Source organism: Pseudomonas sp. G(2018) (assembly GCF_005502415.1).
In the GTDB taxonomy this organism is placed as follows: domain Bacteria; phylum Pseudomonadota; class Gammaproteobacteria; order Pseudomonadales; family Pseudomonadaceae; genus Aquipseudomonas.
The window spans coordinates 81,255-107,331 of record NZ_SCOO01000010.1 but is presented as its reverse complement, the minus strand read 5'-3'; the positions used below and the strand labels follow the sequence as shown (position 1 = coordinate 107,331).

Sequence of the window (26,077 nt, the reverse complement as noted above, 5' to 3'; positions counted from 1 at the left end):
GACATGCTCGATTCCAAACTGTTACGTAGCAACCTTCAGGACGTAGCGGACCGCCTGGCATCCCGTGGCTTTGCCCTGGATGTCACGCGCATCGAAGCGCTGGAAGAACAGCGCAAGACCGTCCAGACCCGCACCGAAGCACTGCAGGCTGAACGAAATGCGCGTTCCAAATCCATTGGTCAGGCCAAGCAACGTGGCGAAGACATCGCGCCGTTGATGGCGGACGTCGAGCGCATGGCGGGCGAGTTGGCTGCCGGTAAAACCGAACTGGACGCGATCCAGACCGAACTGGACTCGATCCTGCTCGGCATCCCAAACCTGCCGCACGAATCGGTGCCGATCGGCGACGACGAAGACGGCAACGTTGAAGTACGCCGTTGGGGCACCCCGACCGCGTTCGATTTTCCGGTGCAGGACCACGTCGCCCTGGGCGAGAAGTTCGGCTGGCTGGACTTCGAAACCGCGGCCAAGCTGTCCGGCGCGCGTTTTGCCCTGCTGCGCGGCCCGATTGCCCGTCTGCACCGCGCCCTGGCGCAGTTCATGATCAACCTGCACGTCACCGAGCACGGTTACGAAGAGGCCTACACGCCTTATCTGGTCCAGGCCCCGGCGCTGCAAGGCACCGGTCAGCTGCCGAAGTTCGAAGAAGACCTGTTCAAGATCGGTCGTGATGGCGAAGCCGATCTGTACCTGATCCCGACCGCCGAAGTATCGCTGACCAACATCGTTGCCGGCGAGATCGTCGATTCCAAACTGCTGCCGATCAAGTTCGTCGCCCATACGCCGTGCTTTCGCAGCGAAGCCGGTGCGTCGGGTCGTGATACCCGCGGCATGATTCGCCAGCACCAGTTCGACAAGGTCGAGATGGTGCAGATCGTTGAGCCGTCGACTTCGATGCAAGCGCTGGAAGGCCTGACCGCCAACGCCGAAAAAGTCCTGCAACTGCTGGAACTGCCATACCGCACCATTGCGCTGTGCACCGGCGACATGGGCTTCAGCGCGGTCAAGACCTACGACCTGGAAGTGTGGATTCCGAGCCAGGACAAGTACCGTGAAATTTCGTCGTGCTCCAACTGCGGCGACTTCCAGGCCCGACGCATGCAGGCGCGTTTCCGCAACCCGGAAACCGGCAAGCCTGAACTGGTGCACACCCTGAACGGTTCCGGCCTGGCGGTCGGTCGTACTCTGGTGGCGGTACTGGAAAACTACCAGCAGGCCGACGGTTCGATCCGCGTGCCAGAGGTACTGAAACCGTACATGGGTGGCCTCGAGGTCATCGGCTAAATGAAATATCTGCCGCTGTTCCATAACCTGCGCGGCAGTCGTGTGTTGGTTGTCGGTGGGGGGGAAATTGCCTTGCGCAAATCCCGCCTGCTGGCCGATGCCGGTGCGCTGCTGCGGGTGGTCGCACCTGAAATCGAACAGCAACTGCGCGACCTGGTGGCCGCCAGTGGTGGCGAGTGCCTGTTGCGTGGCTATGTCGAAACCGATCTGGACGGTTGCGGGCTGATCATTGCCGCCACCGATGACGAATCGTTGAACGCACAAGTCTCCGCCGATGCCCATCGGCGATGCGTGCCGGTCAACGTGGTGGATGCACCGGCCCTGTGCAGCGTGATCTTCCCGGCGATCGTCGATCGTTCGCCGTTGATCATTGCCGTGTCCAGCGGCGGCGATGCGCCGGTGCTGGCGCGCTTGATCCGCGCCAAGATCGAGACCTGGATTCCCTCCACCTACGGTCAACTGGCCGGACTGGCGGCGCGTTTTCGCAACCAGGTAAAAAACCTGTTTCCGGATGTGCAGCAGCGTCGGGCGTTCTGGGAAGACGTGTTCCAGGGGCCGATTGCCGACCGGCAACTGGCCGGGCAGGGCGCCGAAGCCGAGCGTTTGCTGCAGGCGAAGGTGGATGGCGAGGCACCGGTGGCGACTGGCGAGGTGTATCTGGTCGGCGCCGGGCCGGGTGATCCGGACCTGCTGACGTTCCGCGCCTTGCGCCTGATGCAGCAAGCCGACGTGGTGCTGTATGACCGCTTGGTGGCACCGGCCATTCTCGAGTTGTGCCGTCGTGATGCCGAGCGGGTTTACGTCGGCAAGCGTCGCGCCGATCACGCGGTTCCGCAGGATCAGATCAACCAGCAATTGGTGGACCTGGCGAAGCAGGGCAAGCGTGTGGTGCGGTTGAAGGGCGGTGATCCGTTCATCTTCGGGCGTGGCGGTGAAGAGATTGAAGAACTGGCAGCCCATGGCATCCCGTTCCAGGTGGTGCCGGGCATCACGGCGGCCAGTGGTTGCGCGGCTTATGCCGGGATCCCGCTGACCCATCGCGATTACGCGCAGTCGGTGCGATTTGTCACGGGACATCTCAAGGACGGTTCCACCGATCTGCCATGGGCCGATCTGGTCGCGCCGGCGCAAACCCTGGTGTTCTACATGGGGCTGGTGGGCCTGCCGATCATCTGCGAACAGTTGATCAAGCACGGTCGCAGCAAAGATACCCCGGCGGCGTTGATCCAGCAGGGCACCACGGTCAATCAGCGGGTGTTTACCGGCACCTTGGCTGACCTGCCGCAACTGGTGGCGGAGCATGAAGTGCATGCGCCGACGCTGGTGATCGTGGGGGAAGTGGTGCAACTGCGCGAGAAACTGGCGTGGTTTGAGGGGGCTCAGGGGCAGGTCTAGAAATCGAGTTGCCGCCATCGCCAGCAGGCTGGCTCCCACAGGGGGATTTGTGAGCGACACAGATTCCCTGTGGGAGCTAGCCTGCTGGCGATTGGGGCCCTCAAAACCCGCACAATCCTCAGGCCCTGCGCCAAACCCCTTTGCCACTCAACCGCTCCCGATCATGGGGCGCGGTGAAATCCTGCGCCGGACCTTTAGGCACAACACCCGTCGGGTTAATGGTTTTGTGACTGCCGTAGTAGTGGTGCTTGATGTGGGTGAAGTCCACCGTCTCGGCAATCCCTGGCCACTGATAAATCTCCCGCAGCCAGTTCGACAGGTTCGGAAAATCGGCAATCCGCTTCAGGTTGCACTTGAAGTGGCCGTGATACACCGCATCGAAGCGGATCAGCGTGGTGAACAGGCGGATGTCCGCTTCGGTCAGGTATTCACCCGTCAAATAACGGTTGGCGCCTAGCAGTTGTTCAAGTCGATCCAGTTCGACAAACAGCTGGTCGAACGCCTCTTCGTAGGCTTGCTGTGAGGTGGCAAAACCGGCGCGGTACACGCCATTGTTCACCGCCGGATAGATGCGCTCGTTCAGCGCGTCGATCTCGCTACGCAGCGGCGCCGGATAGAAGTCCAGATCGTTGCCGGTCAACTCATCGAAGGCGCTGTTGAACATGCGGATGATTTCCGCCGATTCATTATTGACGATATGTTTTTGCTGCGTGTCCCAGAGCACCGGCACGGTGACACGGCCGGTGTAGTCGGCGGCATCGGCGGTGTAGCGCTGGTGCATGAATTCGAGGTGGTCGAGTTTGTCGCCGGTGGAGCCGTGGGACTTGTCGAAGGTCCAGCCGTTTTCCAGCATCAGATAGCTGACCACCGACACGTCGATCAGGCTTTCCAGCCCCTTGAGTTTGCGCAAGATCAGTGTGCGATGAGCCCACGGACAGGCCAGGGACACGTAGAGGTGATAGCGACCCGCCTCGGCAGCAAAGCCACCAATACCGCTCGGACCGGGTTGGCCGTCAGCGGTAACCCAGTGGCGGCGCTGCGCTTGTTCGCGCTGGAACGCGCCGTCCTTGCTTTCGTACCACTTGTCCTGCCAGCGACCTTCAACGAGCAAACCCATGTCCAAGACTCCTCAACCAGTAAGCGTTGAGAGGAGTCTATTCCGATAGGTTCGATATAAAAGCGCAAAGATTAAAGGGTCACTATCGATTAAATCGATTTGTCTCGCGCATCCCAATATTTTTGGGCGGTTTCGAAGGCCTGCTCGCGGGTCTGGCCGAGGCCGCGCAAGGCCAGGGCCATGGTCGAAACCAGGGCCATTTGCGGATAACTGTCGACCACATCGCCACGCCATACGGCTTTGAGGTGCTCGGGGTCGAGGCTGGCCGGTTTGACGTGGCGCTGGCTCGACAGCTGCGGCCATTCCTCGTCCCAACTTTCACCGCCCGTGGTGCCGTACAGATGGCTGTCGGCATCCGGGTTGATTTCGATTTCGCCGCCATCGCCCTTGATCACGATTGCCGTGTCGCCGAGCAGGCCGCTGGCATCGCGATGCACCGCCTGATAGCCAGGGTGGAAAATGCTTTGCAGGCCGCAACGGGCACCCAGCGGATTGAGAATCCGCGCCAGGGAGTGGATCGGCGAGCGCAGGCCCAGGGTGTTGCGCAGGTCGATCATGCGTTGCAACTGGGGGGCCCAGTCCACCAGCGGCATGAAGGCCAGGCCGCCGTTGTCCAGTGCCGCGCCGACCTGCTGCCAGTTACGGCACAGCGGGATTTTCAACGTGTCCAGCAATTGCTCGCTGTACAGCCGCCCCGCGGTATGCGCGCCGCCGCCGTGCATGAAAATTCGCACGCCGTTCTGTGCCAGGCATTTGGCCGCCAGCAGATACCACGGCAGATGACGCTTCTTGCCGGCGTAGGTCGGCCAGTCCAGATCGACGTTCAATGCCGGTGGCTGCAAGCGCTCGCGCAAAGCTTCGGTGAACCCGGCCATTTCCTCGGCGCTTTCTTCCTTGTGCCGCAACAGCATCAGGAATGCGCCGAGCTGGGTTTCCTCGACTTGCTCATCGAGCACCATGCCCATGGCCTGGCGGGCTTCTTCGCGGGTCAGGTCGCGGGCACCGCGCTTGCCTTTGCCAAGGATGCGTACGTATTGGGCGAACGGATGTTCGGCGGGCGTTTCGAGGGTCAGCGCTGGGTAATCGGTCATAAGCAATTCGTCGGTTTGGGCAGGCCCGCCAGCTTCGCGGCGAGTTTGGCGGGTGTGCCTTTGAACAATCGGTTCAGATGCAGGCTGTTGCCCTTGTCCGGGCCGAGTTTCAGTGCGGTGTACTTGATCAGCGGGCGGGTGGCCGGTGACAGCTGGAACTCGGCGTAGAAGCTGCGCAGCAGTTCGAGGATTTCCCAGTGTTCCGGGCTCAACTCGATGTCTTCGGCGGCCGCCAGGGCGCTGGCGACGTCGGTGGACCAGTCGTTCAGCTCGACCAGAAAACCGTCCTTGTCCAACTCGATGGCGCGGGCGCCGACCGTCAGGGAATTCATAACCAACTGTTGACCTTGTCGTGGTGGATCGACAACTCGACGAAGGCCGGATAATCGATGGACTCGACCCAGTCCGGCACCGCAATCGCCCGGGCCTGGACGTCTTCGGCCAGGACATAGAGTTTCAAGCCACGAGCTTCGAGAGCCGTGAAGGGTGCGGTGCCCGGCTGCAAGGCATAGGCCGCGTCACCGGACAGCAGCAGCGCATCGTCAGCGCCGATCAGTCGCAGGCAACTGCTCAGGCGGTCGTCGCCGAACGGGGAATGAGACAACACATGCAAAGTCGACATCAGAGGGTGATCACCTGGTCGTAACGGTCAATGAGTGCAGTGATTTCATGGGCGGCCAGCACCCGGGCTTCTTCCAGTGACAGAGCGCTGGAGTCCAGGCCACGCTGGGCCACGCTTTCAGCGCAGACAAACAGTTCTTCGACGCCAAACATCGGCAAGGCCTGCAAATTGGCGCTCAAGTCTTTCTGTTGCAGGGCCTTGGCGTCCTGTTTCGTCGCAAGCTGGAACACGCCGTCATCGAGAAACAGCAGACCGATCGGCAGATCGAACGCGCCCCCGGCCAGCACGATGTCCAGCGCTTCCCGCGCACCCGGCCCGGACCACGGCGCCTGACGGCTGATAATCAACAGGGATTTGGCCATTTCAGTCGCCTCCGAAACAGATCAGGCGGTCGGCGTCCTGCACCGCGTCATGCAACTGACCGAGGCCGGACAACTCCCATGGTGTGCCGACGGCCACAGCCTCACGCTGATAGCGTCGGGCTTCTTCTTCGTTCAACACGCCACGGCGCAGGGCGGCGGCGATGCAGACTACGCCGTCCAGTTGCTGTTCGCTGACGAAGGCGCGCCATTGTTTGGGCAAATCCAGTTCGTCCTGGGGCGTGACCACGCTGGTGGACGCGTTATAGACGCCATCCTGGTAGAAAAACAGCCGGACAATCTCATGCCCGCCGGCCAGCGCGGCCTGGGCGAACAACAAGGCACGGCGCGAGGAGGGCGCATGGGCGGCAGAAAATACGGCAATGGCGAACTTCATGACGGACTCGATCAGTGAAACTGCGGCCATGATAAAGCTTTATCGGCGGGGCGGCGATGAAGACCGAGTCGCGAAAGCGGACTCACAGGCCAAGCAGTTATTAAGGTTGATCACCCAACCCATACAGCTCGCAATACTCCAGCCAATCCATCCCGGCCATCTCGGCCACTTCCCTGTGCACTTCCAGGCGCTGGGCCTCGTAGTCCTCAGGTGTGGCGGCGGTCAGTTGCAGTGTCAATTCCCAGGCAAACAGGCCAAGGCGCTCGGCTTCGGCCTCGAAGGCTTCGTGCAAACGCTCGTCGCGAAACTGCGCGAGGGTTTCGCCCTTGGCCTGGGCGAGCAGCGGATTGAGGTTGTCCAGCTCGGCGCGAAGTTCGGGACGCTCATCGAGAAAGCGCTTCAGTGCTTGTTCATGGTGTTGCTCGGGTGCAGCCATGGTCGCTCCTTCGATAGATGTAAATGCAGTAAAGCAGATCGGTAAGCCGTGCCACAGTGATAAAGTCCGCTTTTTCCTGATGAGCGACTGCAATGCGAATTCTGATGGTGGCGCTGGCCGCGACAATGCTGGCCGGGTGCGCGGGTTCGGTGATGAGCGACGCCCGCAGCAAACCCCCGTACAAGACCCTGAACTCGGACAAGCCGGAAAAAGTCGTGGCCCAGTGCGTGCAGTTTTCCTGGCAGGACGAAGCGGTGTTCGGTGTCGATGCCAGCGGCTATCTGCAGCCAGGCGAGAAGGGCGGCACGACCGTGTACACGCGCTCGGCGGAGTCCTTCGTGGACGTGACCACCGATGCGTCAGGCACGGTGTTGAGTTACTACGCGCAGCAGGATGACTTCGTCGCCAAGCGCCGGTTGGCGGCGTTGGCGACGTGTCTGTGATCTAAAGGCTAGAGTATTACCCCTGTGGGAGCGAGCCGGCTCCCACAGTGTTATTTGTTGTGATCAGACAGGCGCTTCTGGAAGAAGAAGTGCTTTTGACCCGGCGGGTAGTCGGCGATGTGCCCTACCTCGCTATAGCCGCATTTCCTGTAGAACTCCGGCGCTTGGAATTCGAAGGTGTCGAGCCACAGTCCGACGCATTTTCTCTCCCGCGCCAGATCTTCGGCCATCTGCATCAGCTTGGTGCCCATGCCTTGTCCCCGAGCCTGTTCCGGCACCGACAGCAGGTCAATGAATAGCCACTGATAAAACAACTTCCCGTAGAGACCGCCAAGGATCTCATCGTTTTCATCGCGAACCAGTAGCGCAATGCTTTCGGGTATGGCGCCGTCGGCCTTCGAAGCGTTGTAGGCGCGCAGTGGCAGCAGGATGGCCTGCCGTTCCTCTTCCGTGGGGTTTGGCGAAAACTCTATTCGCAAGGTCATGGCTACATCCTTATGGCAGTGAAGTCGCAGACTAGCTTGGTCATGGCGATTGATCCATCCCCCGGTAGACGTGGAACCGTCGCCTGCGCGCAGATGTCTAGCCTCAAGAAGCGTCATTCCAGAACGCGGCCGATGAGGACACTCCGTGAATATTTTCGAAGCCTTGCGCGAAAGCCACGAGCGCCAACGCACCTTTGCCAAAGCGCTGATCCACACCAGCGGCGACACCCCTGAGCGGGTCGAGGCCTACAAACAGCTCAAATCCGAGTTGCAGGCTCACGAAACCGCTGAGGAACGGCATTTCTACATCCCGCTGATGGAGTTCGACAACGGCGTCGACCTCAGCCGCCATGCGATCGCCGAGCATCATGAAATGGATGAAATGATGGAGGCGCTGGACGAGACCGAGATGTCCAGCCCGGCCTGGCTGGCGACGGCGAAAAAACTATCCGAAAAGGTCCACCATCATCTCAAGGAGGAAGAGCAGAAGTTCTTCCAGATGGCCGGCAAGTTGCTCGACGACAAGCAGAAAGAGACGCTGGCGAACCAGTACGTGAAGGAATACAAGGCGCAGCTTACTTGAGGACGCAAGCGTTGGGCGTTTTCACCTAAGATGTCGATTCACTGAAAAAACAGGATGCGTTTTCATGTCCAACACAGCCGAGCGGGTCAACATCCTCGAGTCCCAGGTGTTGTCCCACGACTGGTACCTGCTGAAAAAAATCACTTTCGATTACCAACGCAATAATGGTGAATGGCAACGCCAGACCCGTGAGGTCTACGACCGTGGCAACGGCGCGGCGATTCTCTTGTACAACCGCGCAAGGAAAACCGTGGTACTGACCCGGCAATTCCGCCTGCCGGTGTTCGTCAACGGGCATGACGGCTTGCTGATCGAAGTGGCGGCTGGATTGCTCGAAGGTGCTGCGCCCGAAGAGCGCATCCGCGCCGAAGCCGAAGAGGAAACCGGCTATCGCGTACACCATGTGCAGAAAGTGTTCGAGTCTTACATGAGCCCAGGCTCGGTGACGGAGAAACTGCACTTCTTCATCGCTGAATATGATGCGACTTCAAAGGTCAGTGATGGTGGCGGACTGGAGGAAGAAACCGAGGAACTGGAAGTGCTGGAGTGGTCGTTCGATAAAGCGCTGGAAGCTTTTTATCGCGGGGAGATCTGCGACGCGAAGACCATCATGCTGCTGCAATATGCCGCGATGAAAAACATCTTTACTGCCTGACCCTTGTGGGAGCGAGCCTGCTCGCTCCCACAGAGACGCGTCAATTCGAAAATAAATCGCCTGTCCTGCCGGCGTCCGTCCACTCGCACCCTTCCAGCGTCAGCAACATCTCCTTCGCCTCCAGCCCCCCGGCAAACCCCGTCAGTTTCCCCGACGCACCAATCACCCGATGACACGGCGCAATGATCGAAATCGGATTTTTACCATTCGCCGCACCCACCGCCCGCACCGCGCTCGGGTTGCCGATCTGTTCGGCGATCTGGCTGTAGCTGCGGGTCTCGCCAAATGGAATGGTCAGCAACGCTGCCCAGACCTTTTTCTGAAATTCCGTGCCGGCAAAATCCAGTTCCAGTTCGAAACGCTGGCGCGTGCCGGCGAAGTATTCGCGCAGTTGCCGGGCGGTGCGCATCAGGATCGGGTTGTTAGGCGCTTCGCTCATCGGACCGAGGCGCACCCGGCCGGGTTTGTCGTTTTCCCAGAGGATGGCCGCCAGTCGTGAACCGTTCGCCACCAGCTTCAATTCGCCGACCGGTGACGCGAGGGTGAGGTACGTATAGGTCATGCCGCAGACTTCGCCGATGTGCTGAACAGGCGTTAAGCATACTGCCTCGCCGGGGAGGCGCAATACGCAATCCCGACCATACTGCGTACTGCTCTTGATGCGTTTTCCTACTTAAAAACAAAAAGAGACTGACTCATGAAGTCCGAACCTTTTGCCAAATCGCTGATCGCGACCTCATTGGCGCTCAGCTGCCTGATGGCCCACGCAGCCTCCGTGGCACCGGTGGCGGCCGAGAACGGCATGGTGGTCACTGCGCAGCATCTGGCCAGTCATGTGGGTGTGGATGTACTGAAGAACGGCGGCAACGCCGTCGATGCCGCCGTCGCGGTGGGGTATGCGTTGGCGGTGGTGTATCCCGCGGCAGGCAACCTGGCCGTCGGCGTGCCGGGCACCGTGTCCGGCATGGAACTGGCCCTGAGCAAATACGGCACCAAACCGCGCAAGGAAGTCATCGCCCCGGCCATCAAACTCGCCGAAGACGGTTTCGTGCTGGAGCAGGGCGATGTCGAGTTGCTGGAATACGCTACCGACGTGTTCAAGAAGGACATGAAGGATTCCGGCTCGATCTTCCTGAACATCCTCGAAGGCTATCCGATGAAGGATCTGGGCTATCACTCGGCCCAGGGCATGCACTACCAGATCGAAGCCATGCGTCACGCCTATGTCGATCGCAACAGCTACCTGGGCGATCCGGACTTCGTGAAAAACCCGATTGCCCACCTGCTCGACAAAAACTACGCCACCAAACTGCGCGAAGCCATCCAGCCGCAAAAGGCCGGCGTCTCCAAGGATCTCAAGCCTGGCGTGGCGCCCCATGAAGGCAGCAACACCACCCATTACTCCATCGTCGACAAATGGGGCAATGCGGTGTCGGTGACCTACACCCTCAACGACTGGTTCGGTGCCGGGGTCATGGCCAGCAAGACCGGGGTTATCCTCAACGATGAGATGGATGACTTTACCTCGAAAATCGGCGTGCCGAACATGTACGGCCTGGTGCAGTGTGAAGCCATCGCCCCCGGCAAGGCGCCGCTGTCGTCCATGAGCCCGACCATCGTCACCAAGGACGGCAAAGTGGTGATGGTCGTCGGCACGCCCGGGGCAGCCGCATCATCACCGCGACCTTGCTGACCATGCTCAACGTGATCGACTACGGCATGAACATTCAGGAAGCGGTCGATGCGCCGCGTTTTCACCAGCAATGGCTGCCGGAGGAAACCAACCTGGAAAACTTTACTACCAGCCCGGACACGGTGAAGATCCTCGAAAGCTGGGGCCACAAGTTTGCCGGTCCCCAGGACCCTAACCACCTGGCGGCGATCCTCGTCGGGGCTCCGTCGCTGGAGGGCAAACCGGTGGGCAAGAACCGTTTCTATGGAGCCAATGACCCACGGCGCAACACCGGGTTGTCGCTGGGTTACTGACGGTTGCGTTTGAAAGGGGGGCAGACTTATGTTTGTCCCCTGATTTTTCAACTCATCAAGGAAGGAATCATGACCACCGCACTGTTAATCATCGACGTTCAGCAGGCCCTGTGTTCCGGCGAATACGAGTGCTTCGAGATCAGGCGCGTCATCGACACCATCAACGGCCTCAGTGCCCGGGCGAGAAAAGCCGGGGTTCCGGTGGTGCTGATCCAGCACGAAGAAGAGGGCGATCTGTTGAAACACGGTGCCCCCGGCTGGCAACTGGCCGAAGGGCTGCAAACCTCACCGGACGATCATCGCGTGCGTAAAACCACCGGCGATTCGTTCTATCAGACCAACCTGCAGAACCTGGTACCCGTGCAAGACTTCGAACGCCTGGTCATCTGTGGTCTGCAAACCGATTACTGCGTGAACGCCACCGTGCGTCAGGCGCATCAACTGGGTTACGACGTGGTGCTGGCCGCCGACGCGCATTCCACCGTCGACAATGGCAATGTGACTGCCGAAGACATCATTGCCGAGCACAACAAGGATTGGGCTGAACTGAGTGGATCGGTGGCGCGGATCGACGTGATTCCGGCCAGTGAGATCCGTTTCTGAAAACTGCGCGAAGACGGCGGTACAGATCACATCAATGTTGAGGCGAGCCGAAGATATCGATCAACTCATTCAGGAACGCACTGACCAGATCCCGCTGCCGCGCCGAGTGCCGCACCGCTGCGTGAAAACTTACCTCATAGCGCAGCAACTCGGGATTGAGCGGATGCAACTGCCCGAGCTGTTCATGCCGGGCTGCGTAGTGTTGCGGCAGAAAGCCCAGGTGTTGACCCGACAGGATGAGCAGGGCAGCGCCGTCCATGCTGTCGGTGAGTACGGTCAGGCGTTCGATTGAGGTCGGCGCCGGCATTTCCGGCAACGGGTGGCTCGGCCAGACCCAGTCGTAGTGGCTGACATCCTCGCGGGTCAGCGCTCCCACTTGCTCGAACAACGGGTGTGACGGCGCGCAATAGGCGATCTGGGTTTCCTGGAACAACGGGAAGTAATCGATATTCGGCAAGCGGTGCCAGAAATACCCGATCGCCAGATCGATATGGCTGTTGATGATTTTCTCTTCCAGCAGCGACGACGACAGTTCGGTGAAATGGAAGTACAGGCCTTCATGCCGAGCCCGCAAACGTGCGATGGCCAAGCCGATTTTCTTGTTCGCCACCGGATCGATCTGCCCCAGCAGGCCGATGTTGATGTTGCCCGAGACCTTGCGGTTGATGTGCTGGACTTCGACCCGGAAGCCCTCGGCTGCCGCCAGCAGGCGCCGGGCGGCCTCGACGAACTGGCCACCCTTGGGCGTCACCGAAAAACCGCCGCGACCGCGTTCGCACAAGCGAAACCCTACCCGTGCCTCCAGCGTCGCCAGTTGAGCGCTGATGGTCGGTTGCGTGGTGTTGAGGGCGGTTTGCGCCGCCGAAATCCCGCCGGCTTCGACGACCGTGAGAAAGACTCGGATCAAGCGCAAATCCAGCTCCGTTACAGTTCCCAGCATGGGGGCTCCCGACAGTCGATTACATAGATACAGATCTATGTGAACAGTGTGTTTGCAATATTTTACCGCACAGGCCTTCGCCATACATTGCAGGGAAACCAGGGGCATCGTCAGCTTTTTCTGGCGTTTCACCGGATCTGGATGTTGAACCGGCCTCTGTACCCACAATAAAAACAATCAACTGCATAGGAACCATCGTATGTCAGGGTCCCCCCTTTCCGCGCACGCCGCCGAGGCTGGCAGCGGGTTGGCCATCGAAGGCCACTCGATCGATTACATCCCGGAAAACGAACGTCACGCCAAACTCAGCAGTCAGGGGCCGTTCTGGTTTCTCGGCAATTTCCACTTCTTCACCATCTCCATCGGTTTCGTCGGGCCAAGCCTTGGCTTGTCGGCGCTGTGGACCATGCTGGCCGGTGCGCTGGGCATCATGTTCGGCACCCTCTTCATGGCGTTCCACGGTTCACAAGGTCCGGAAATGGGCCTGCCGCAAATGATCCAGTCCCGCGCCCAGTTCGGATATCGCGGGGTGATTCTGGCGTTGATGGCGACGATGTTTGTGTTCGTCGGGTTCAACGTGGTGAACATCTCGTTGATCATGAACGGGCTTGAGCATGTGTTTGGCGTTGACCCGACCATCGTCGCCGTGGTCGTGGTGCTGATCGGTGCGTTGCTGTCGATCTACGGGCATGACCTGATGCACAAGGCTTTCAAGTGGGCGTTGCTGGCGACCTTGCCGCTGTATGCACTGGTCACCATCGCCCTGATGTTCGGTGCAGGTTCCGAAGGCGTCACCCCGGCGACTGATCTGGGATTCAGCTGGATTGCCTTCGCCACGTTGTTCGCCATCGGCGCCAGCTACAACATTTCCTATGCGCCTTACGTATCCGACTACTCCCGTTACCTGCCGAAAAACACCAGCCGGCCGAAACTGATCGCGGCGGTGTTCATCGGCGCCTCGTTGTCGGGTAGCTGGATGATCGGCCTCGGTGCCTGGCTGGCCCAGGAACTGAAAGCGGCGGATGCACTGGTGGCGTTGAATCAGGTCGGCTCTTCGATGATTCCGGGGCTGGGCAATTTGCTGGTGGTGGTATCGGTGGCCGGCTTCCTGCCGATCATCGCGCTCAACACCTACAGCGCCATGTTGACCTTGCTCACTGGGGTCGACTCGATCAAAAAGATCACCCCGACACCCCGTGCGCGGGTGCTGTCGATCAGCGTGATCAGCCTCATCCTGTTGACCTGCGTGCTGTCGATCAAGGGTGACGGCATTGCGCTGTTGAACACCTTCCTGGTGTTGCTGCTGTACTTCCTCGTGCCGTGGACCGCGGTCAATCTGGTGGACTATTTCTTCGTGCGCAAAGGTCGCTACGCGATCCCGCATTTCTTCACGCCGAAGGGCATTTATGGTGCCTGGCAATTTCGCGGCATCGTCGCCTACCTGATCGGCTTTGCCGCCATGGTGCCGTTCTTCTACATCTACGATGCCGCGGCCGGCAAGGAAGTGTTCGTCGGCCCGCTGGCGCGCATGCTCGAAGGCGTGGACATCGCCTGGCTGGTGGGGTTGGTGGTGTCGGGCCTGACTTACTACATCCTCAGTCGCTCTCTGGACTTGAAGGCCGAACGCCGGGTCATCGACGCGATCACCGAACACGACATCGTCGCCATGCCCCATCAATCCGCGGAGACCGTGCGTTGAGTATTGCCAAGAGTACCCTGGTCGCCTGCTGCCAACTGGCACCGAAAATCGGCGACCTCGCTTACAACCGTACCCTCACCGAGCGGGCAATCCGCTCGGCGGCGCTGCAGGGCGCCCAGGTCGTGGTGCTGCCGGAACTGGTGCAGAGCGGCTACCTGTTTGCCGACCGCGATGAGGCCCAGGCCCTGAGTGAAACCCGTGACGGCCCGACCCTGCGCCTGTGGCAGGCCCTGGCTCGGGAATTGAACGTCGTCGTGGTGGGCGGTTTCTGTGAGCGACTGGACGACGATGAGCTGGCCAACAGCGCGGCACTGATCGATGCCCGGGGCTTGCGTGCGGTGTACCGCAAGGCGCATCTGTGGGATGGCGAAAAGGATATCTTCAGCGCCGGGGATGCTGCGCCGCCGGTGATCGAAACGGTCCACGGGCGGATCGGCGTGCTGATCTGCTACGACCTGGAGTTCCCCGAGTGGGTGCGTCTCCCGGCCCTTGCCGGCGCCGACCTGATCTGTGCGCCGGTCAACTGGCCCGATGGCCCGCGACCGCAAACCGAGCGTCCGGCGGAGGTCTTGCGGGTGCAGGCCAACGCTTCGGTCAACCGATTGTTCATCGCTGCCTGTGACCGTTATGGACATGAGCGCGGCGTGGGCTGGGTGCAGGGCTCGGTGATCGTCGATGCCGATGGCTATCCGTTGGCGGGGCCAGCGGAGCAGGGTGGCGAGCAAATTCTGCTGGCCACCCTGAACCTCGCCGAGGCGCGCAACAAACGCATCAGTGAGCGCAATGACCTGCACCGGGATCGGCGGCCGCAGTTGTATGGCTTGAGCAGCGTGGTGCAGTGACACCCGGCTCGGGAAAATTTGGTGCGCGCTGCTAGTCTTTCAGTTTGATCAATGATGAGTTGGATCCATATTGAGAGGCGGATATGGACGCAGGCAAAACCCGGCAAACGACCAGACGAAACCTGACGGCGGAACTGGTCGCCCATGTCGAACGGTTCGAGCCCGACCCCGGGCCTGACCCCGGCACCACCGAACATACGCCGCAAGAAGTCGATGCGATGGTGGAGGTCCTTCTGCGGGAATACACGCCAAAGGATCTCTGGGTGTTCGCCTACGGTTCGTTGATCTGGAACCCGGAATTTCAATTCGACGAGTGCCGCAGCGCCACCGCTTATGGCTGGCATCGCTCGTTCTGCCTGACCCTGACCCGCTGGCGCGGCACTCGCGAATTGCCGGCGCTGATGCTGGCCCTCGATCGCGGTGGCAGCTGTCAGGGCCTGGTCTACCGGTTGCCCTCGCAGGATCACTTCAAACAGATCGGTTTGTTGCTGGCCCGGGAAATCGACGCCAACCCGCCGACCAACGTGGCGCGCTGGATATCGGTGAAAACGACGTCCGGGCCACTGCGGGCACTGGCTTTTGTCGCGGCGCGGAACGGCAAGGCCTACGCCGGCAAGTTGCCGATGGACAAGGTCGCGCAAGTCCTGTCCCGCGCGGCGGGGCATTGGGGCTCGGCGGCGCAATACCTGTTCCGCACGGTGACCATGCTCAAGGAGCAAGGCATCCGTGACCGCAACATGAGTCGCCTCGAAGGTCTGGTCGCCGAGGAAATTGAAGCCGCACTGCTGGCTGCAAAAAATCCCTGAACACCATTCGATCCCCTGTGGGAGCTGGCTTGCCTGTGAAGACTGCCTGACAGCCGACCAATCTCTTGCAGATGTACCCGATTCAACTGTGGGAGCGAGCCTGCTCGCGAAGGCAATCTCAAGTGCGCCATCGCAGGCAAATCGGATTCGCCACAAAAGACCGGTTCCGTTTGCCTCTGTGGACGACATCGCAACCCCTGTGGCATGGTCCAGGCCACAGATCAAACAACGAACAGGACCGGCACAATGGAGGAGGGTAACCAGGGCTGCGTCGACACCTCAATGACCACGCTCCAGGCGTTCAACCGTTGCGTGTTGCACCTGGGGCGTCTGGCACGGGAACGGGGTGCCGCCGAGTTCATTGCCGACGGCTTGCAGGCGTTCCGCCCACTGGTGCCGTTCGCCTCGGCGTGGTGGGGCGAGATGTCTGCTTCGGCCGCCAACGCTCCGCCGCAGAGCTGGATGCACGGGCGCATCGCCCTGGCCGACTCCTTTGCCGCCGAATGGCAACAAAGTGCCGGCAGCGACAAATTCTCCCATGACACCTTGAGCCGCCCCGGCGAGGTCATTCGTGACAGCGGTTTCACCGACCCCGATGCCGAGGTGGACGCGTTCGCCCGGCGCCATGATCTCTACCACCCGATGTGCATCACCTTCGAGCTGCCGGAAAGTGGCCTGATGTTTTTCGTCTGTCTTTACCGTGGCGTTGAAGCACCGGCTTTCAACGACCGCGAGGCTGGTCTGTTTTCCGCGTTCTGCGATCACTTGTTGCAGCTGTGGCGCTTTCAGGTGCAGGACATGATCCGCGTCGACACCGGCAACGGCGCCTCCGATTTCGCGGTCGCGCGGCGGGACGGAGGTCTGCTCTACGTCGGCGCCGGGTTGTGTGCGGCCATTCAGCGGGAACTGCCCGGCTGGAACGGCTCGACGCTGCCCGCCGAAGTGATCGCACAATTGCCCAAGGCACCTTGTGTCATGCGCCTGGGCCGTTCGGCGCTGACCCTGAGTCCGAATGCCGAACACGTCATCCTGTCCCTGGAAACACCGCCGCGCGGGGCGGTGCTGGCACCACGGGAGCGGACCGTCGCCATGCTGTTCGCCGCCGGGCACTCCTACAAGGAAATCGCCCGAATTCTCACCCTCAGCCCGGCGACGGTGCGCACCTACCTGCGTAACTGCTACCTGCAACTGGGGGTGAAGAGCAAGGTGGAGCTGGGCTCGGTCTTGCGCTCGTCGGGTTCGCAGGGGGAGTCAGGCCGCCGGGATGGTGTGTGATGGTTCCATATTGTCCAGCACCCGGTTCACCGCCAGCTCACCCAGCATGATCACCTGTTGAAGGGCCAACATCGTGTTGCGGTGCGTACCTTCCAACGTGCCGGAAAATTCATTGGCCAACACGCTCGCTGAGGCGAGCGACTCACAGGCGTAGGCCAGTAGCGTTTCGTTGTTGATGTCAGGCGCAACGACAAAAAGGGCGCTGGGCGGGCGTTTGGTAGTCATGTCAGGAGCAGGTGGATTCAGGTAATGGTCAAGTGCGCTATTGACAGCCTGGTGCAGCTTTTTCGAAGGTGTGGAGACGTAGGGGGCAGTGCTTTCTACTTCTGATCGGGTGGGGACGTCGGGGATCTTGCGCATGGTGAATCTCCGTGAAGTGTTAGTGGAGCTGTCACGCTAACGGTCACGCTTCCGACGGCCAACCCTAAAAACATGTCGGATGCTTCCGGGTTTTTCTGGCAGTTTTCATCAAGGACGGGGGCAGAATTTCAACGCGTTAAACACTGTTCGAAAGGGTGTGTTTAATCGTCGTCGGATTCGCTCCCTGAAAGCTACAAGGCCTTGCGGCGTTGCCTACGGGTACGCCAGAATCCGCCGGCTTGTGCGCTTTGGGACGGCTCGGTAATTTGATTCGCGTCACTGATTGTCAGTGATCGGGTTTAGCAGCCCATGGTTGGCACAAGTGAACCCATCCCCCCACTATTTACCTCACCCCTCCTCATTTGCAGAGGTCCATCCGCTCACCGCGCCCTATAGGGTATGCCCTGCATATCAAGGACATGCGCGGCCGTCCGGTCGAGTCCTTGCAAAACAATAAAAAGGGGTGAGGCAATTGAAATTGTCCAGGCTATTTATCGCCGTGGCCGGCGCAACGGCCGTTTCCTGCGTGGCGCTGGTGGGGTGCCAGAGTCGCGGTTCGACCAGCGCCGACATGGTCATGCGCAACGGTTATGTGTACACCGTCGACGGTAATCATTCGGTGCAGCAGGCGGTGGCGGTCACGGGAGGCAAGATCGTTTTTGTCGGCAGCGATGAAGGGGTTGCTTCGTATGTCGGCGCCCGGACACAGGTGATCGATCTGGCGGGGCGCATGCTGATGCCCGGCTTCATCGATGCGCACATGCATCCCGGTGACGGCGGTCGTGCCATGACCCTGTGCGACCTGAAATACCAGACCATGACCCGCAAGGTGTTCCAGGAAACTATTCAGGCCTGCCTGGACGCCGACAAGGACAAGGGGCCAGATGTCTGGCTCGAAGTGGGTAGCTGGGATCGCATGGGCATGAACGGTCTCGACGGCGACCCTGATAAATCAACCCTCGATGCACTGAAAACCAAGCGACCGATCCAGGTGCGCTCCTCCGACTTTCATACCGTGCTGGTCAATTCCCGTGGTCTGGCGGTGGCCGGTATCGACAAACACACGGCCAACCCCGGCGACGGCAAGTACGTGCGCGACAGTGCGGGCAACCCCACCGGTATCTGTGAGGACGGCGCGGCCGATGCCATGGCCGCCGTGGTGCCGCCCGCCACCGATGCCGAGAAGTTGAACCAGAGCCGCGCCGCGCTCGACGCCATGCGCCAGCAAGGCATCACCAGTTTCTTCGATGCCTTGTCGGGGCCGGAAAACGGCAAGGCCTTTACCACGCTGCAGCAATCCGGCGAGTTGACCGCGCGGGCCTTGTTGGCGATCAAGCTCGATCCGGCCGCCGCGACCGCCGACCCGGACAACACCATCGCCGAGGCCAAGGCGCTATCCGCCACTTACGACCAGGGCGAAACCCGGGTCGCGCCGGGAGTGAGCATGCGCCACGTCAAACTGTTCATGGACGGCATTATCAACGCACCGGCCGATACCGGGGCGATGTTGACGCCGTATCTGCACAACGCCGGAACCGATAAGGCGCCGGTATGGACGCCAGGGAAGAACCGTGGCGAGCTGTACTTCCCGTCGCAAGTACTCAATGCATTGTTGCTCAAAGCGGTGCAGGCCGGTCTCGATCCGCACCTGCACGCCACCGGCGACCGGGCGGTGCGCGATTCGCTCGACGGCATCGAATACGTGCGCCGGCAATTACCCGGCAATCCCTTCCGCCCGGCCATCACCCACGCCGAATCGGTGGACCCTGCCGACTACGGGCGGTTCAAGGCGCTCGACGTCACCGCCAACATGTCCTTCCAGTGGGCACAGCAGGCGCCGTCCACGGTGGACGGCACCAGCGATCACCTCGGTGCCGAACGGTTCGCGCGCATGGAACCGTCAGGCAGCATCGCCCGTGCCGGAGGCCGGGTGGCTTATGGCAGCGACTGGCCGGTGGATCCGCTCGACGAGTTCCTCGCGCTGAAAATCGGCGTCACCCGCTCCGGCGATCCGCAGAACCCGCACAGCTATGGCCCCAAGTACGCAGGCCGGCTCAATGCTGACCCGGCGCTGTCCCGTGCCGAGGTGCTGCGCACCATCACCCTCAATGCCGCCGAGCAGCTCAGGTTGGAGACGGTGGTCGGTTCGGTCGAAGTGGGCAAGTTCGCCGACCTGATTGTGCTGGATAAAAACTTCATGCAAGTGCCCGAGGAGGAACTGGGGCGCAATCAGGTGCTGATGACGATGGTAGGCGGCAAGGTGGTGTGGGCCAAGGCACCGTTTGTGGGGCAGGTGGCTGTTATCGAACAACAAAAATAATTTCAGTTGTACGCAGTCCCTGTGGGAGCGAGCCTGCTCGCGAAAGCGGAGTGTCAGCTTGCATCAATGTTGGATATGCAGCCGCCTTCGCGAGCAGGCTCGCTCCCACAGTGGAATGTGTGATGCCTATTAATTTGGAAGAGAACAAGAATGATGACCCAGCAACAAAGTCCCCTGATCGAAACCCGTTCGATCGATTACATCCCTGAGGCCGAGCGCCATGGCAGCCTGTATAGCCAGTTCACCCTGTGGCTCGGGGCCAATCTGCAGATCACCGCGATTGTTACCGGAGCGCTGGCCGTGGTGTTGGGCGGTGATGTGTTCTGGTCGCTCGTCGGCTTGCTGATCGGCCAGGTGCTTGGCGGTGCCGTGGTGGCGCTGCATGCGGCGCAAGGGCCGAAGCTCGGATTGCCACAGATGATCTCCAGTCGCGTGCAATTCGGGGTGTACGGCGCGGCGATCCCGATTGTGTTGGTATGCCTGATGTACCTCGGCTTCAGCGCCACCGGCGCGGTGTTGTCGGGGCAGGCGATTGCCCAGTTGATCAGCGTCAGCGACAGTGCCGGCATCCTGATTTTCGCCGCCTGCATCGCCTTGCTGACGATGTTCGGTTACCGGGTGATCCACCTGGTCGGGCGGGTTGCCAGCGTGCTCGGCGTCATCGCGTTCGTCTATCTGTTTACCCGGTTGATGACGCTCAACGATATCGGCCTGTTGCTGCAAAACCGCCATTTCGCCTGGAGTACTTTCCTGCTGGCGGTGTCGCTGTCGGCGTCCTGGCAAATCGCTTTTGGCCCGTATGTGGCCGACTATTCACGCTACCTGCCGAGCAAGACGTCATCGTGGAAAACCTTCGCCGCCGTCGGCCTGGGCACAGTGTTGGGCGCCCAGGCTTCCATGGTGCTGGGGGTGTTCGCCGCGGCATTGGCGGGGGCGAACTTCCGTGGTCACGAAGTGGCGACCATCGTCGGTTTGGGCAGCAGCGGGGTGATGGCTTCCTTGCTGTACCTGAGCGTGGTCTTTGGCAAGGTCACGGTGTCGACCCTCAATGCTTATGGCAGCTTCATGTGCGTGGCCACCATCATCACCGGTTTCCGCAGTCGCCTGGCGTTCAGCGCCCGCCAGCGCATGGTGTTCGTGCTGCTGATTGTCGCGGCGTCCACCACCCTGGCGCTGCTGGGGCAGTACTCGTTCCTCAACTCGTTCAAGTATTTCATCCTGTTTTTGCTGACGTTCTTCACCCCCTGGAGTGCGATCAACCTGGTGGATTACTACTTCATCAACAAGGAGCGTTACGACATTCCGGCCTTGTCCGATCCGGCGGGGCGATATGGCCGCTGGAACCTGCTGGGGATCAGCGTGTACGTGATCGGCGTGCTGATTCAGTTGCCTTTCGTCGACACCCATTTCTACTCCGGACCGATGGTCGCGCAGCTCGGTGGCGTGGATGTTTCCTGGATCGTGGGGCTCATGGTGCCAGGCGTTTTGTATTACCTGCTGGCCCGGCCATCGGCGGTTGTCGTGCCCGTTGAAGGACGAACCAAAGCGTAAACAAGAAACATGCGCAATAACGGCTACACTCGGTGATACGCCAACCACCGGGAAGGCGGGCGTACAGGCTATCTGGCTGGTGTGCCCCCTTGTAGTCGAAGGGTGTTGGCTAGAAAGGGACGGGTCATTATTATCCGCGTCGTTCTTAACCTACCAATAACGCTTTACCTTCCGGACCAGCCGTTCATGGATGTTTCAGCACTTTTCTATCAATACCTGTTCCGGTGGGTGATCACCCCTGTCAGCGACCAGTTCCTTGGCCTTTTCGACCTTAATGGCCGTCTCTGTTTGGCTTTTCTGTTCAGCTCCTACACCGTTGCCTTTGGCCTGTTCCGCTTCAGGAAATCCCGCGGGCTGACCGATGCGCCCACGTTCTGGCAATTCATCGGCGGTAACCGCGTGCATTTTCATCCCTCGGCGCTGCTCGATTACCGCTACTACTTTGTGCGCGCGATCCTGAAAGTCATGCTGGTGGTGCCCATCGTCGGCCTGGTGGACCCGTACGTGTTGCGCTCAGGGGATTACGTACGCTTCTTCACCCACCTGTGGGGCGCACGGGTGCAGGTGGAGCAGCACCTTGGGTTGTCCTTGCTCTACGGACTGGGAGTGTTTCTGTTGCAGGACTTCCTGCATTACTGGGCCCACCGCGCCTACCATTCGCGCTATCTGTGGGCGTTCCACAAGGTCCATCACTCGGCGCCGGTGCTGGTGCCGGTCACGGCCAGCCGGGTGCACTTCATCGAGAAAATGATCGAGCGGCTGATCGATATCGTGTTTATCAGCGTCTTCGCCGGCATCTTCTGGTACGCCTGCGGCGGTGAGATCGACCGCTACACGCTGTTCGGCGTGACCTACATGGTGTTCATCCTCAACGCCCTGGCGTCCAACCTGCGGCACAGCCATGTCTGGCTGTCGTTCGGGCCGGTGGTCGAGCACGTGCTCAACAGCCCGGCCCAGCATCAGGTCCATCACAGTGACGCACCTCGGCACATCAACAAGAATTTCGGGGGCAACCTGTCACTCTGGGACTGGATGTTCGGCACGCTCTATGTCACGCAGTCCGAGCCCGAGGCCATCCGCTTCGGCACCGGCGAGGCGGATCGGCAGCGTTACTTGACGCTCTACAGCCTGATCGTGACGCCGTTTGTCGAAACCGCGCGCAAGCTGCGTAAAACCAGGCGCTCGCTCCCACAGGTTTGCACGGCTCAGCACAGGGGCAGGATCAACGCTCGGGCAACTGCCAGCGCTCATGTAAACGTTCGTACTCGGCCTCGGGCAATTGCACCAGCAGCGGAGACTGGCGTGGGTCCAGCCAGTTGAACAGGCGCTCGATTTCCGTCGGCGCCATGGCGGTACAGCCACGGGTCGGCGTCGTTGGGCCGCGCCAGATGTGGAAGAAAATGCACGAACCGGCGGCGGGGGATGCCGGGGTGTTGTGTTCGATGAAAATACCCTGGCGATACAAGTCATCGCTGCGCCGCATGCGTTCGGAACTGCTCCAGTCCTTGGCGACCGTCGAGCCGTCGATCAGTTGGTTGTAGCGTTTCGACTGGCTGTCATCCACGCATTCGATGGCCGGCGTCAGCGCGAGGTAGGGCAGTTTCGTTTCAGCTTTTGGTGCGTAGCCGAACGCCGTACCCAGTTTGAAAATCCCGGCCGGCGCTTTACCGTCGCCTTCCTGTTTGATCGGTCCCTGACGTTTTTCGAGGTTGTTGGGTTCCTGGGCCCAACCCATTCCGTTTTTTCCCAAAACCACAGGAAAAGCGGCCTCGAACTTTTCAAGCCTGTTGTCGCGCCGTTCATAGCGCTGGGCAGTGCCCTGAATGTCATCCCAATTTTTGCTGGTGACGACGATCAACTGCCGACTATCGCCGAGCCCCTGGGCCATGGGTTCAAGCGGGGTAATGGGGAAATCCATGACGGTCTTCAAGCCAGGATCGCGCGAGTATGTGAAATGCCACCACTCGGCGGAATAGCCAGTGAAGCCCTCTGCCTCCATGGCACGGGTGAGCCGCTGGCGATTTTCCATGGCCGTGGCGTTGATCAATGTCGTCTTGGTGTGGGCGCGCTCATCGAAGCAATCAAAACCGGTGCCCATGTCGACGGCGCCATCGTGCCAGCGCTGGCCATAAGGTGCCGTGCAATCGACGGGTGTGGCTGAAGGCGTCCAGGTATTGGCGGGCAGGGCATCGGGACCGGTGAGGGTCAGGTCGACCGTGCCGCCCCTGGAGTGATTGGACACCCGTGCCACGTAGCCCAGGCGCCAGAAGTCCTGTTTGTCCACCCGTGGATAAAACTCGGCCTTGCGCGGGTCGCCCGGTTCCGTCGCAAAACGCCCCATGTCCGCAACCGCCCGACTGGGGCGATAGCAGTCGAATACTTTCAAACCATAGCCTTGCGCCCGCAATGCCGATTGCACCCGGGCGAGGGCCTTGGCGGCGTCGAGCGACAGCAGGCACTCCGCCGCTTCGTAGCCGTCGAGCGGGTGCCCGGTGAAGTTGTGGGCAGCGGCATAACGGATGTCCTGCTCGATGCCGGGATCGATCGTGCGCAAATACACCATGTGCCCGGGCCTGTCTTCGGCATTGGCGAGGCAGGTCAGGGTGAGGCACAGGAACAGAAGCAATGATCGAGCTGCAGATGGCATCGTGCCGACCTCCATGAATGCATGACAAGCCAGCCCATCATGGCTTGAAATCGGCTACACCTCCATGGTGGTGCTGGTGCAAAAAAAACTGTGGGGAAAGGTTTGTCAGTTCTTCTCGGCTCAAGTCACTTTTCGCGAACAGGCCGCCAGATCCTCAAGAAATGCCTGGAGAATCGGCGGCGGTGCCGTGCCGCGCCGGGTGATCACGTCGAACGGTGACATCAGTTGCAGACTCTGCGGGGCAAGCTGGTGCATCTCGCCGGTCTTGATCCACTGGGTGGCGAAGTGGACCGGCAGAAAGCCCAGGTAAGCCCCGGAGATGATCAGGATCGCCAAGGCCTCGATGTTGTCCACGGTCGCCGCCGCCTTGCTCACCCCCAGGTGTTCCAGGTCGTATTGCTGCATGTAGCCGCGCACGACAATGCGGCTGGTGCTGATTTCTTCAAGCAGCTCATCACCTTCGGCCTGGCTGCCGAACAGCGGATGCCGCCGCCCGCAATACAGCCCCAGCGCTTCCTGATACAGCGGCGAATGCTGCAACCCCGGCACATGGATCGGGAAGTGCCCGATGGCCAGGTGCAGGCGGCCGTCGAGCACCCGTTCCTCCAGTTCGGCAGGTTCGCCGACGTACACGCTCAGGTGCACATCGTGCCCGCGCGATACGAAGCGCTGGGTGGTGCGCGGGATCGGCGAATCGGGGTCGGTGATGGTGGTGTCGATGATCCCCAGGTTGAGCTTGCCGCTGATGTGCTGCTTGAGCACATCGGCGTCCATGCAGAAATTTTCCACCGCCGAGAGCAGGCGCTGGGTGGCTTCATGAATCGCCACGCCTTGCTCGGTCAGGCGAAAGCCACTGCGTCCACGCTGGCAGAGCTTGACCCCAAGCCGGGTCTCCAGATGGGTCATCTGTTCGCTGATGGTCGACTGGCCGGCGTTCAATGCCGCCTGCGCCGCGGAAAAGCCACCACAGCGGACAATCGTGGCAAACACCCTGAGCAATTTCAGGTCGACATCGTGCAGTTGAATCACCCTGGACCTCCCGCCTGCGAATACATCGGCAATGCCGATATGAGTATCTGATGTTTAGCATTTTTTCCACGAAAAGCTGCGCCCATAGTCTTTCCAACGGCGGTCGCCTTGCAGTCCGCCCAGCCGATAACAAGAAGTGGAGAGGCTTGAAATGTCGAACAACGGTTATGAATCCGGCCGCCTGAACCTGCCATTCGTGGGGCATTGCACCTTCGGCAAATCCCCGGTGTGCACCGACTGGGATGCCCTGGACGCAGACGTGGCGGTGCTCGGCGTGCCCAACGACATGGGCACCCAGTGGCGCTCCGGCGCACGCTTCGGACCACGGGGCATTCGCGAGGCATCGACGCTGTTTTCCTTCGGCCATGCCGGCGCCTACGACCACGAAGATGACGTCATGTACCTGACCGCCGCCGATGTGCGCATGGTCGACGTCGGGGATGCCGACATCGTCCACACCGACATGGTCACCAGCAACCACAACACCGAATACGCGGTGCGCAAGATCCTCGATGCCGGCGTGATGCCGGTGGTACTCGGCGGTGATCACTCGGTGCATGCCCCGGTGATCAAGGCGTTCGAAGGGCGCGGTCCGATCCACATCATCCATTTCGATGCGCACCTGGATTTCGTCGACGAGCGCCACGGCGTGAGGTACGGCCATGGCAACCCGCTGCGCCGCGCCTCGGAAATGAACCACATCGTCGGCATGACCCAGATGGGCATTCGTAACGTGTCGTCGTCCAACCGTGATGACTACGAAGCGGCCCACGCGGCGGGCTCGAAGATCCTTTCGGTACGCGACGTGCGCCGGCTCGGTGTCGATGGGGTGCTGGCGCTGATCCCGCAGAACATCAATTACTACATCACCATCGACATCGACGGTTTCGACCCGTCCATCGCCCCCGGCACCGGCACCCCCAGCCATGGCGGCTTCCTCTACTACGAAGTGCTGGAGATCATCCAGGCGCTGGCCAAACGCAGCCAGGGCAACATCGTCGGCATGGACCTGGTGGAAGTCGCGCCGGTGTACGACCCGACCGGCATGACCTCGATTCTCGCCGCGCAACTGCTGCTCAATAGCATCGGTTTCATCTTCCACGAGCGCGCCCAGGCGCGGCAGTCCATCAACGAAGCCACCCCGGCCTGAGA

27 protein-coding genes and 1 pseudogene are annotated in these 26,077 nt (G+C 60.7%); 15 read left to right on the top strand and 13 right to left on the bottom strand.

Features of this window, described 5'->3' with window-relative positions; genetic code table 11:
* The first annotated feature begins 3 nt into the window (after positions 1–3).
* Positions 4–1,284 carry a serine--tRNA ligase gene (gene serS, locus FFS64_RS13060; RefSeq protein WP_137805742.1) on the top strand — a complete coding sequence of 427 codons (1,281 nt, stop codon included), beginning with the start codon at positions 4–6 and terminating at the stop codon, positions 1,282–1,284.
* On the top strand, positions 1,285–2,679 hold the full coding sequence (gene cysG / locus FFS64_RS13055) for a siroheme synthase CysG (RefSeq protein WP_137805741.1): 1,395 nt from the start codon (positions 1,285–1,287) through the stop codon (positions 2,677–2,679).
* A 118-nt stretch (positions 2,680–2,797) separates the two neighbouring features.
* Here cysG and FFS64_RS13050 read toward each other — a convergent pair whose 3' ends face one another.
* The 7 genes from FFS64_RS13050 to FFS64_RS13020 all read right to left on the bottom strand — a co-directional run bounded on the left by FFS64_RS13050 (position 2,798) and on the right by FFS64_RS13020 (position 6,701).
* A complete protein-coding gene (locus tag FFS64_RS13050; RefSeq protein ID WP_137805740.1) occupies positions 2,798–3,796 on the bottom strand; it encodes a glutathione S-transferase family protein in 999 nt (332 codons plus the stop codon).
* A gap of 89 nt (positions 3,797–3,885) precedes the next feature.
* Positions 3,886–4,887, bottom strand: coding sequence for a glycosyl transferase family protein (locus tag FFS64_RS13045; RefSeq protein ID WP_137805739.1), 1,002 nt, complete (start codon positions 4,885–4,887; stop codon positions 3,886–3,888).
* Positions 4,884–5,219, bottom strand: a complete 336-nt coding sequence (locus FFS64_RS13040; RefSeq protein WP_137805738.1) for a TusE/DsrC/DsvC family sulfur relay protein — start codon at positions 5,217–5,219, stop codon at positions 4,884–4,886. The genes FFS64_RS13045 and FFS64_RS13040 overlap by 4 nt, the downstream gene beginning before the upstream one ends.
* On the bottom strand, positions 5,216–5,509 hold the full coding sequence (tusB, locus tag FFS64_RS13035; RefSeq protein WP_137805737.1) for a sulfurtransferase complex subunit TusB: 294 nt from the start codon (positions 5,507–5,509) through the stop codon (positions 5,216–5,218). Before tusB ends, FFS64_RS13040 begins: the two co-directional genes overlap by 4 nt.
* A complete protein-coding gene (gene tusC / locus FFS64_RS13030; RefSeq protein WP_137805736.1) occupies positions 5,509–5,871 on the bottom strand; it encodes a sulfurtransferase complex subunit TusC in 363 nt (120 codons plus the stop codon). Before tusC ends, tusB begins: the two co-directional genes overlap by 1 nt.
* Position 5,872: 1 nt before the next feature.
* Entirely contained in the window at positions 5,873–6,265 is a 393-nt protein-coding gene (gene tusD, locus FFS64_RS13025; protein ID WP_137805777.1) for a sulfurtransferase complex subunit TusD, read from the bottom strand.
* A 100-nt stretch (positions 6,266–6,365) separates the two neighbouring features.
* Positions 6,366–6,701, bottom strand: a complete 336-nt coding sequence (locus tag FFS64_RS13020; protein ID WP_095192689.1) for a DUF6388 family protein — start codon at positions 6,699–6,701, stop codon at positions 6,366–6,368.
* A 92-nt stretch (positions 6,702–6,793) separates the two neighbouring features.
* On the opposite strand from FFS64_RS13020, the gene FFS64_RS13015 reads away from it, so the two are divergent.
* Positions 6,794–7,144 carry a hypothetical protein gene (locus FFS64_RS13015; protein WP_137805735.1) on the top strand — a complete coding sequence of 117 codons (351 nt, stop codon included), beginning with the start codon at positions 6,794–6,796 and terminating at the stop codon, positions 7,142–7,144.
* 50 nt (positions 7,145–7,194) lie between these two features.
* On the opposite strand, the gene FFS64_RS13010 is transcribed toward FFS64_RS13015, so the two are convergent.
* Positions 7,195–7,629: an N-acetyltransferase gene (locus FFS64_RS13010; protein ID WP_137805734.1), complete on the bottom strand. Its 435-nt coding sequence runs from the start codon at positions 7,627–7,629 to the stop codon at positions 7,195–7,197.
* 145 nt (positions 7,630–7,774) lie between these two features.
* Between FFS64_RS13010 and FFS64_RS13005 the strand changes: the two genes are divergently transcribed.
* Both FFS64_RS13005 and FFS64_RS13000 read left to right on the top strand, forming a co-directional pair.
* The gene (locus FFS64_RS13005) at positions 7,775–8,212 is read left to right on the top strand and encodes a hemerythrin domain-containing protein (protein ID WP_137805733.1); all 438 of its coding nucleotides are present in this window, start codon (positions 7,775–7,777) and stop codon (positions 8,210–8,212) included.
* Positions 8,213–8,276: 64 nt separating this feature from the next.
* The gene (locus FFS64_RS13000) at positions 8,277–8,867 is read left to right on the top strand and encodes an NUDIX domain-containing protein (RefSeq protein ID WP_137805732.1); all 591 of its coding nucleotides are present in this window, start codon (positions 8,277–8,279) and stop codon (positions 8,865–8,867) included.
* Between the two features lie 40 nt (positions 8,868–8,907).
* On the opposite strand, the gene FFS64_RS12995 is transcribed toward FFS64_RS13000, so the two are convergent.
* Positions 8,908–9,429: a methylated-DNA--[protein]-cysteine S-methyltransferase gene (locus tag FFS64_RS12995; protein WP_137805731.1), complete on the bottom strand. Its 522-nt coding sequence runs from the start codon at positions 9,427–9,429 to the stop codon at positions 8,908–8,910.
* 135 nt (positions 9,430–9,564) lie between these two features.
* Between FFS64_RS12995 and FFS64_RS12990 the strand changes: the two are divergent.
* Both FFS64_RS12990 and FFS64_RS12985 read left to right on the top strand, forming a co-directional pair.
* Positions 9,565–10,853, top strand: a pseudogene (locus FFS64_RS12990) (gamma-glutamyltransferase family protein).
* A gap of 69 nt (positions 10,854–10,922) precedes the next feature.
* Positions 10,923–11,456: a cysteine hydrolase family protein gene (locus FFS64_RS12985; protein ID WP_137805730.1), complete on the top strand. Its 534-nt coding sequence runs from the start codon at positions 10,923–10,925 to the stop codon at positions 11,454–11,456.
* 31 nt (positions 11,457–11,487) lie between these two features.
* Here FFS64_RS12985 and FFS64_RS12980 read toward each other — a convergent pair whose 3' ends face one another.
* Complete coding sequence (locus tag FFS64_RS12980) at positions 11,488–12,396, bottom strand: LysR family transcriptional regulator (protein WP_137805729.1); 909 nt, start codon at positions 12,394–12,396, stop codon at positions 11,488–11,490.
* Positions 12,397–12,595: 199 nt separating this feature from the next.
* Between FFS64_RS12980 and FFS64_RS12975 the strand changes: the two genes are divergently transcribed.
* The 4 genes from FFS64_RS12975 to FFS64_RS12960 all read left to right on the top strand — a co-directional run bounded on the left by FFS64_RS12975 (position 12,596) and on the right by FFS64_RS12960 (position 17,018).
* Positions 12,596–14,095, top strand: a complete 1,500-nt coding sequence (locus FFS64_RS12975; RefSeq protein ID WP_137805728.1) for a cytosine permease — start codon at positions 12,596–12,598, stop codon at positions 14,093–14,095.
* Complete coding sequence (locus tag FFS64_RS12970; protein ID WP_137805727.1) at positions 14,092–14,937, top strand: nitrilase family protein; 846 nt, start codon at positions 14,092–14,094, stop codon at positions 14,935–14,937. Before FFS64_RS12975 ends, FFS64_RS12970 begins: the two co-directional genes overlap by 4 nt.
* 83 nt (positions 14,938–15,020) lie before the next feature.
* Complete coding sequence (locus tag FFS64_RS12965; RefSeq protein ID WP_137805726.1) at positions 15,021–15,743, top strand: gamma-glutamylcyclotransferase; 723 nt, start codon at positions 15,021–15,023, stop codon at positions 15,741–15,743.
* A gap of 246 nt (positions 15,744–15,989) precedes the next feature.
* Positions 15,990–17,018: a helix-turn-helix transcriptional regulator gene (locus tag FFS64_RS12960; RefSeq protein WP_137805725.1), complete on the top strand. Its 1,029-nt coding sequence runs from the start codon at positions 15,990–15,992 to the stop codon at positions 17,016–17,018.
* On the opposite strand, the gene FFS64_RS12955 is transcribed toward FFS64_RS12960, so the two are convergent.
* Positions 16,995–17,378, bottom strand: coding sequence for a DUF6124 family protein (locus tag FFS64_RS12955; RefSeq protein WP_137805724.1), 384 nt, complete (start codon positions 17,376–17,378; stop codon positions 16,995–16,997). The two genes, FFS64_RS12960 and FFS64_RS12955, sit on opposite strands and share 24 nt — an antisense overlap.
* A gap of 472 nt (positions 17,379–17,850) precedes the next feature.
* Here FFS64_RS12955 and FFS64_RS12950 point away from each other — a divergent pair, with 472 nt between their 5' ends.
* The 3 genes from FFS64_RS12950 (at position 17,851) to FFS64_RS12940 (ending at position 22,569) form a co-directional block, all read left to right on the top strand.
* Positions 17,851–19,698: an amidohydrolase gene (locus FFS64_RS12950; RefSeq protein ID WP_137805723.1), complete on the top strand. Its 1,848-nt coding sequence runs from the start codon at positions 17,851–17,853 to the stop codon at positions 19,696–19,698.
* A gap of 153 nt (positions 19,699–19,851) precedes the next feature.
* Positions 19,852–21,249, top strand: coding sequence for a cytosine permease (locus FFS64_RS12945; RefSeq protein ID WP_137805776.1), 1,398 nt, complete (start codon positions 19,852–19,854; stop codon positions 21,247–21,249).
* Between the two features lie 186 nt (positions 21,250–21,435).
* Positions 21,436–22,569, top strand: coding sequence for a sterol desaturase family protein (locus FFS64_RS12940; RefSeq protein WP_137805722.1), 1,134 nt, complete (start codon positions 21,436–21,438; stop codon positions 22,567–22,569).
* Here FFS64_RS12940 and FFS64_RS12935 read toward each other — a convergent pair.
* Together FFS64_RS12935 and FFS64_RS12930 are read right to left on the bottom strand one after the other, a co-directional pair.
* On the bottom strand, positions 22,472–23,896 hold the full coding sequence (locus FFS64_RS12935) for a M15 family metallopeptidase (RefSeq protein ID WP_137805721.1): 1,425 nt from the start codon (positions 23,894–23,896) through the stop codon (positions 22,472–22,474). The two genes, FFS64_RS12940 and FFS64_RS12935, sit on opposite strands and share 98 nt — an antisense overlap.
* Before the next feature lie 120 nt (positions 23,897–24,016).
* On the bottom strand, positions 24,017–24,925 hold the full coding sequence (locus FFS64_RS12930; protein ID WP_137805720.1) for a LysR family transcriptional regulator: 909 nt from the start codon (positions 24,923–24,925) through the stop codon (positions 24,017–24,019).
* Positions 24,926–25,076: 151 nt separating this feature from the next.
* On the opposite strand from FFS64_RS12930, the gene speB reads away from it, so the two are divergent.
* Positions 25,077–26,075 (top strand): agmatinase, encoded by a 999-nt coding sequence (gene speB, locus FFS64_RS12925; RefSeq protein ID WP_095192668.1) that lies wholly within the window; start codon positions 25,077–25,079, stop codon positions 26,073–26,075.
* The last annotated feature ends 2 nt before the right edge of the window (positions 26,076–26,077 follow it).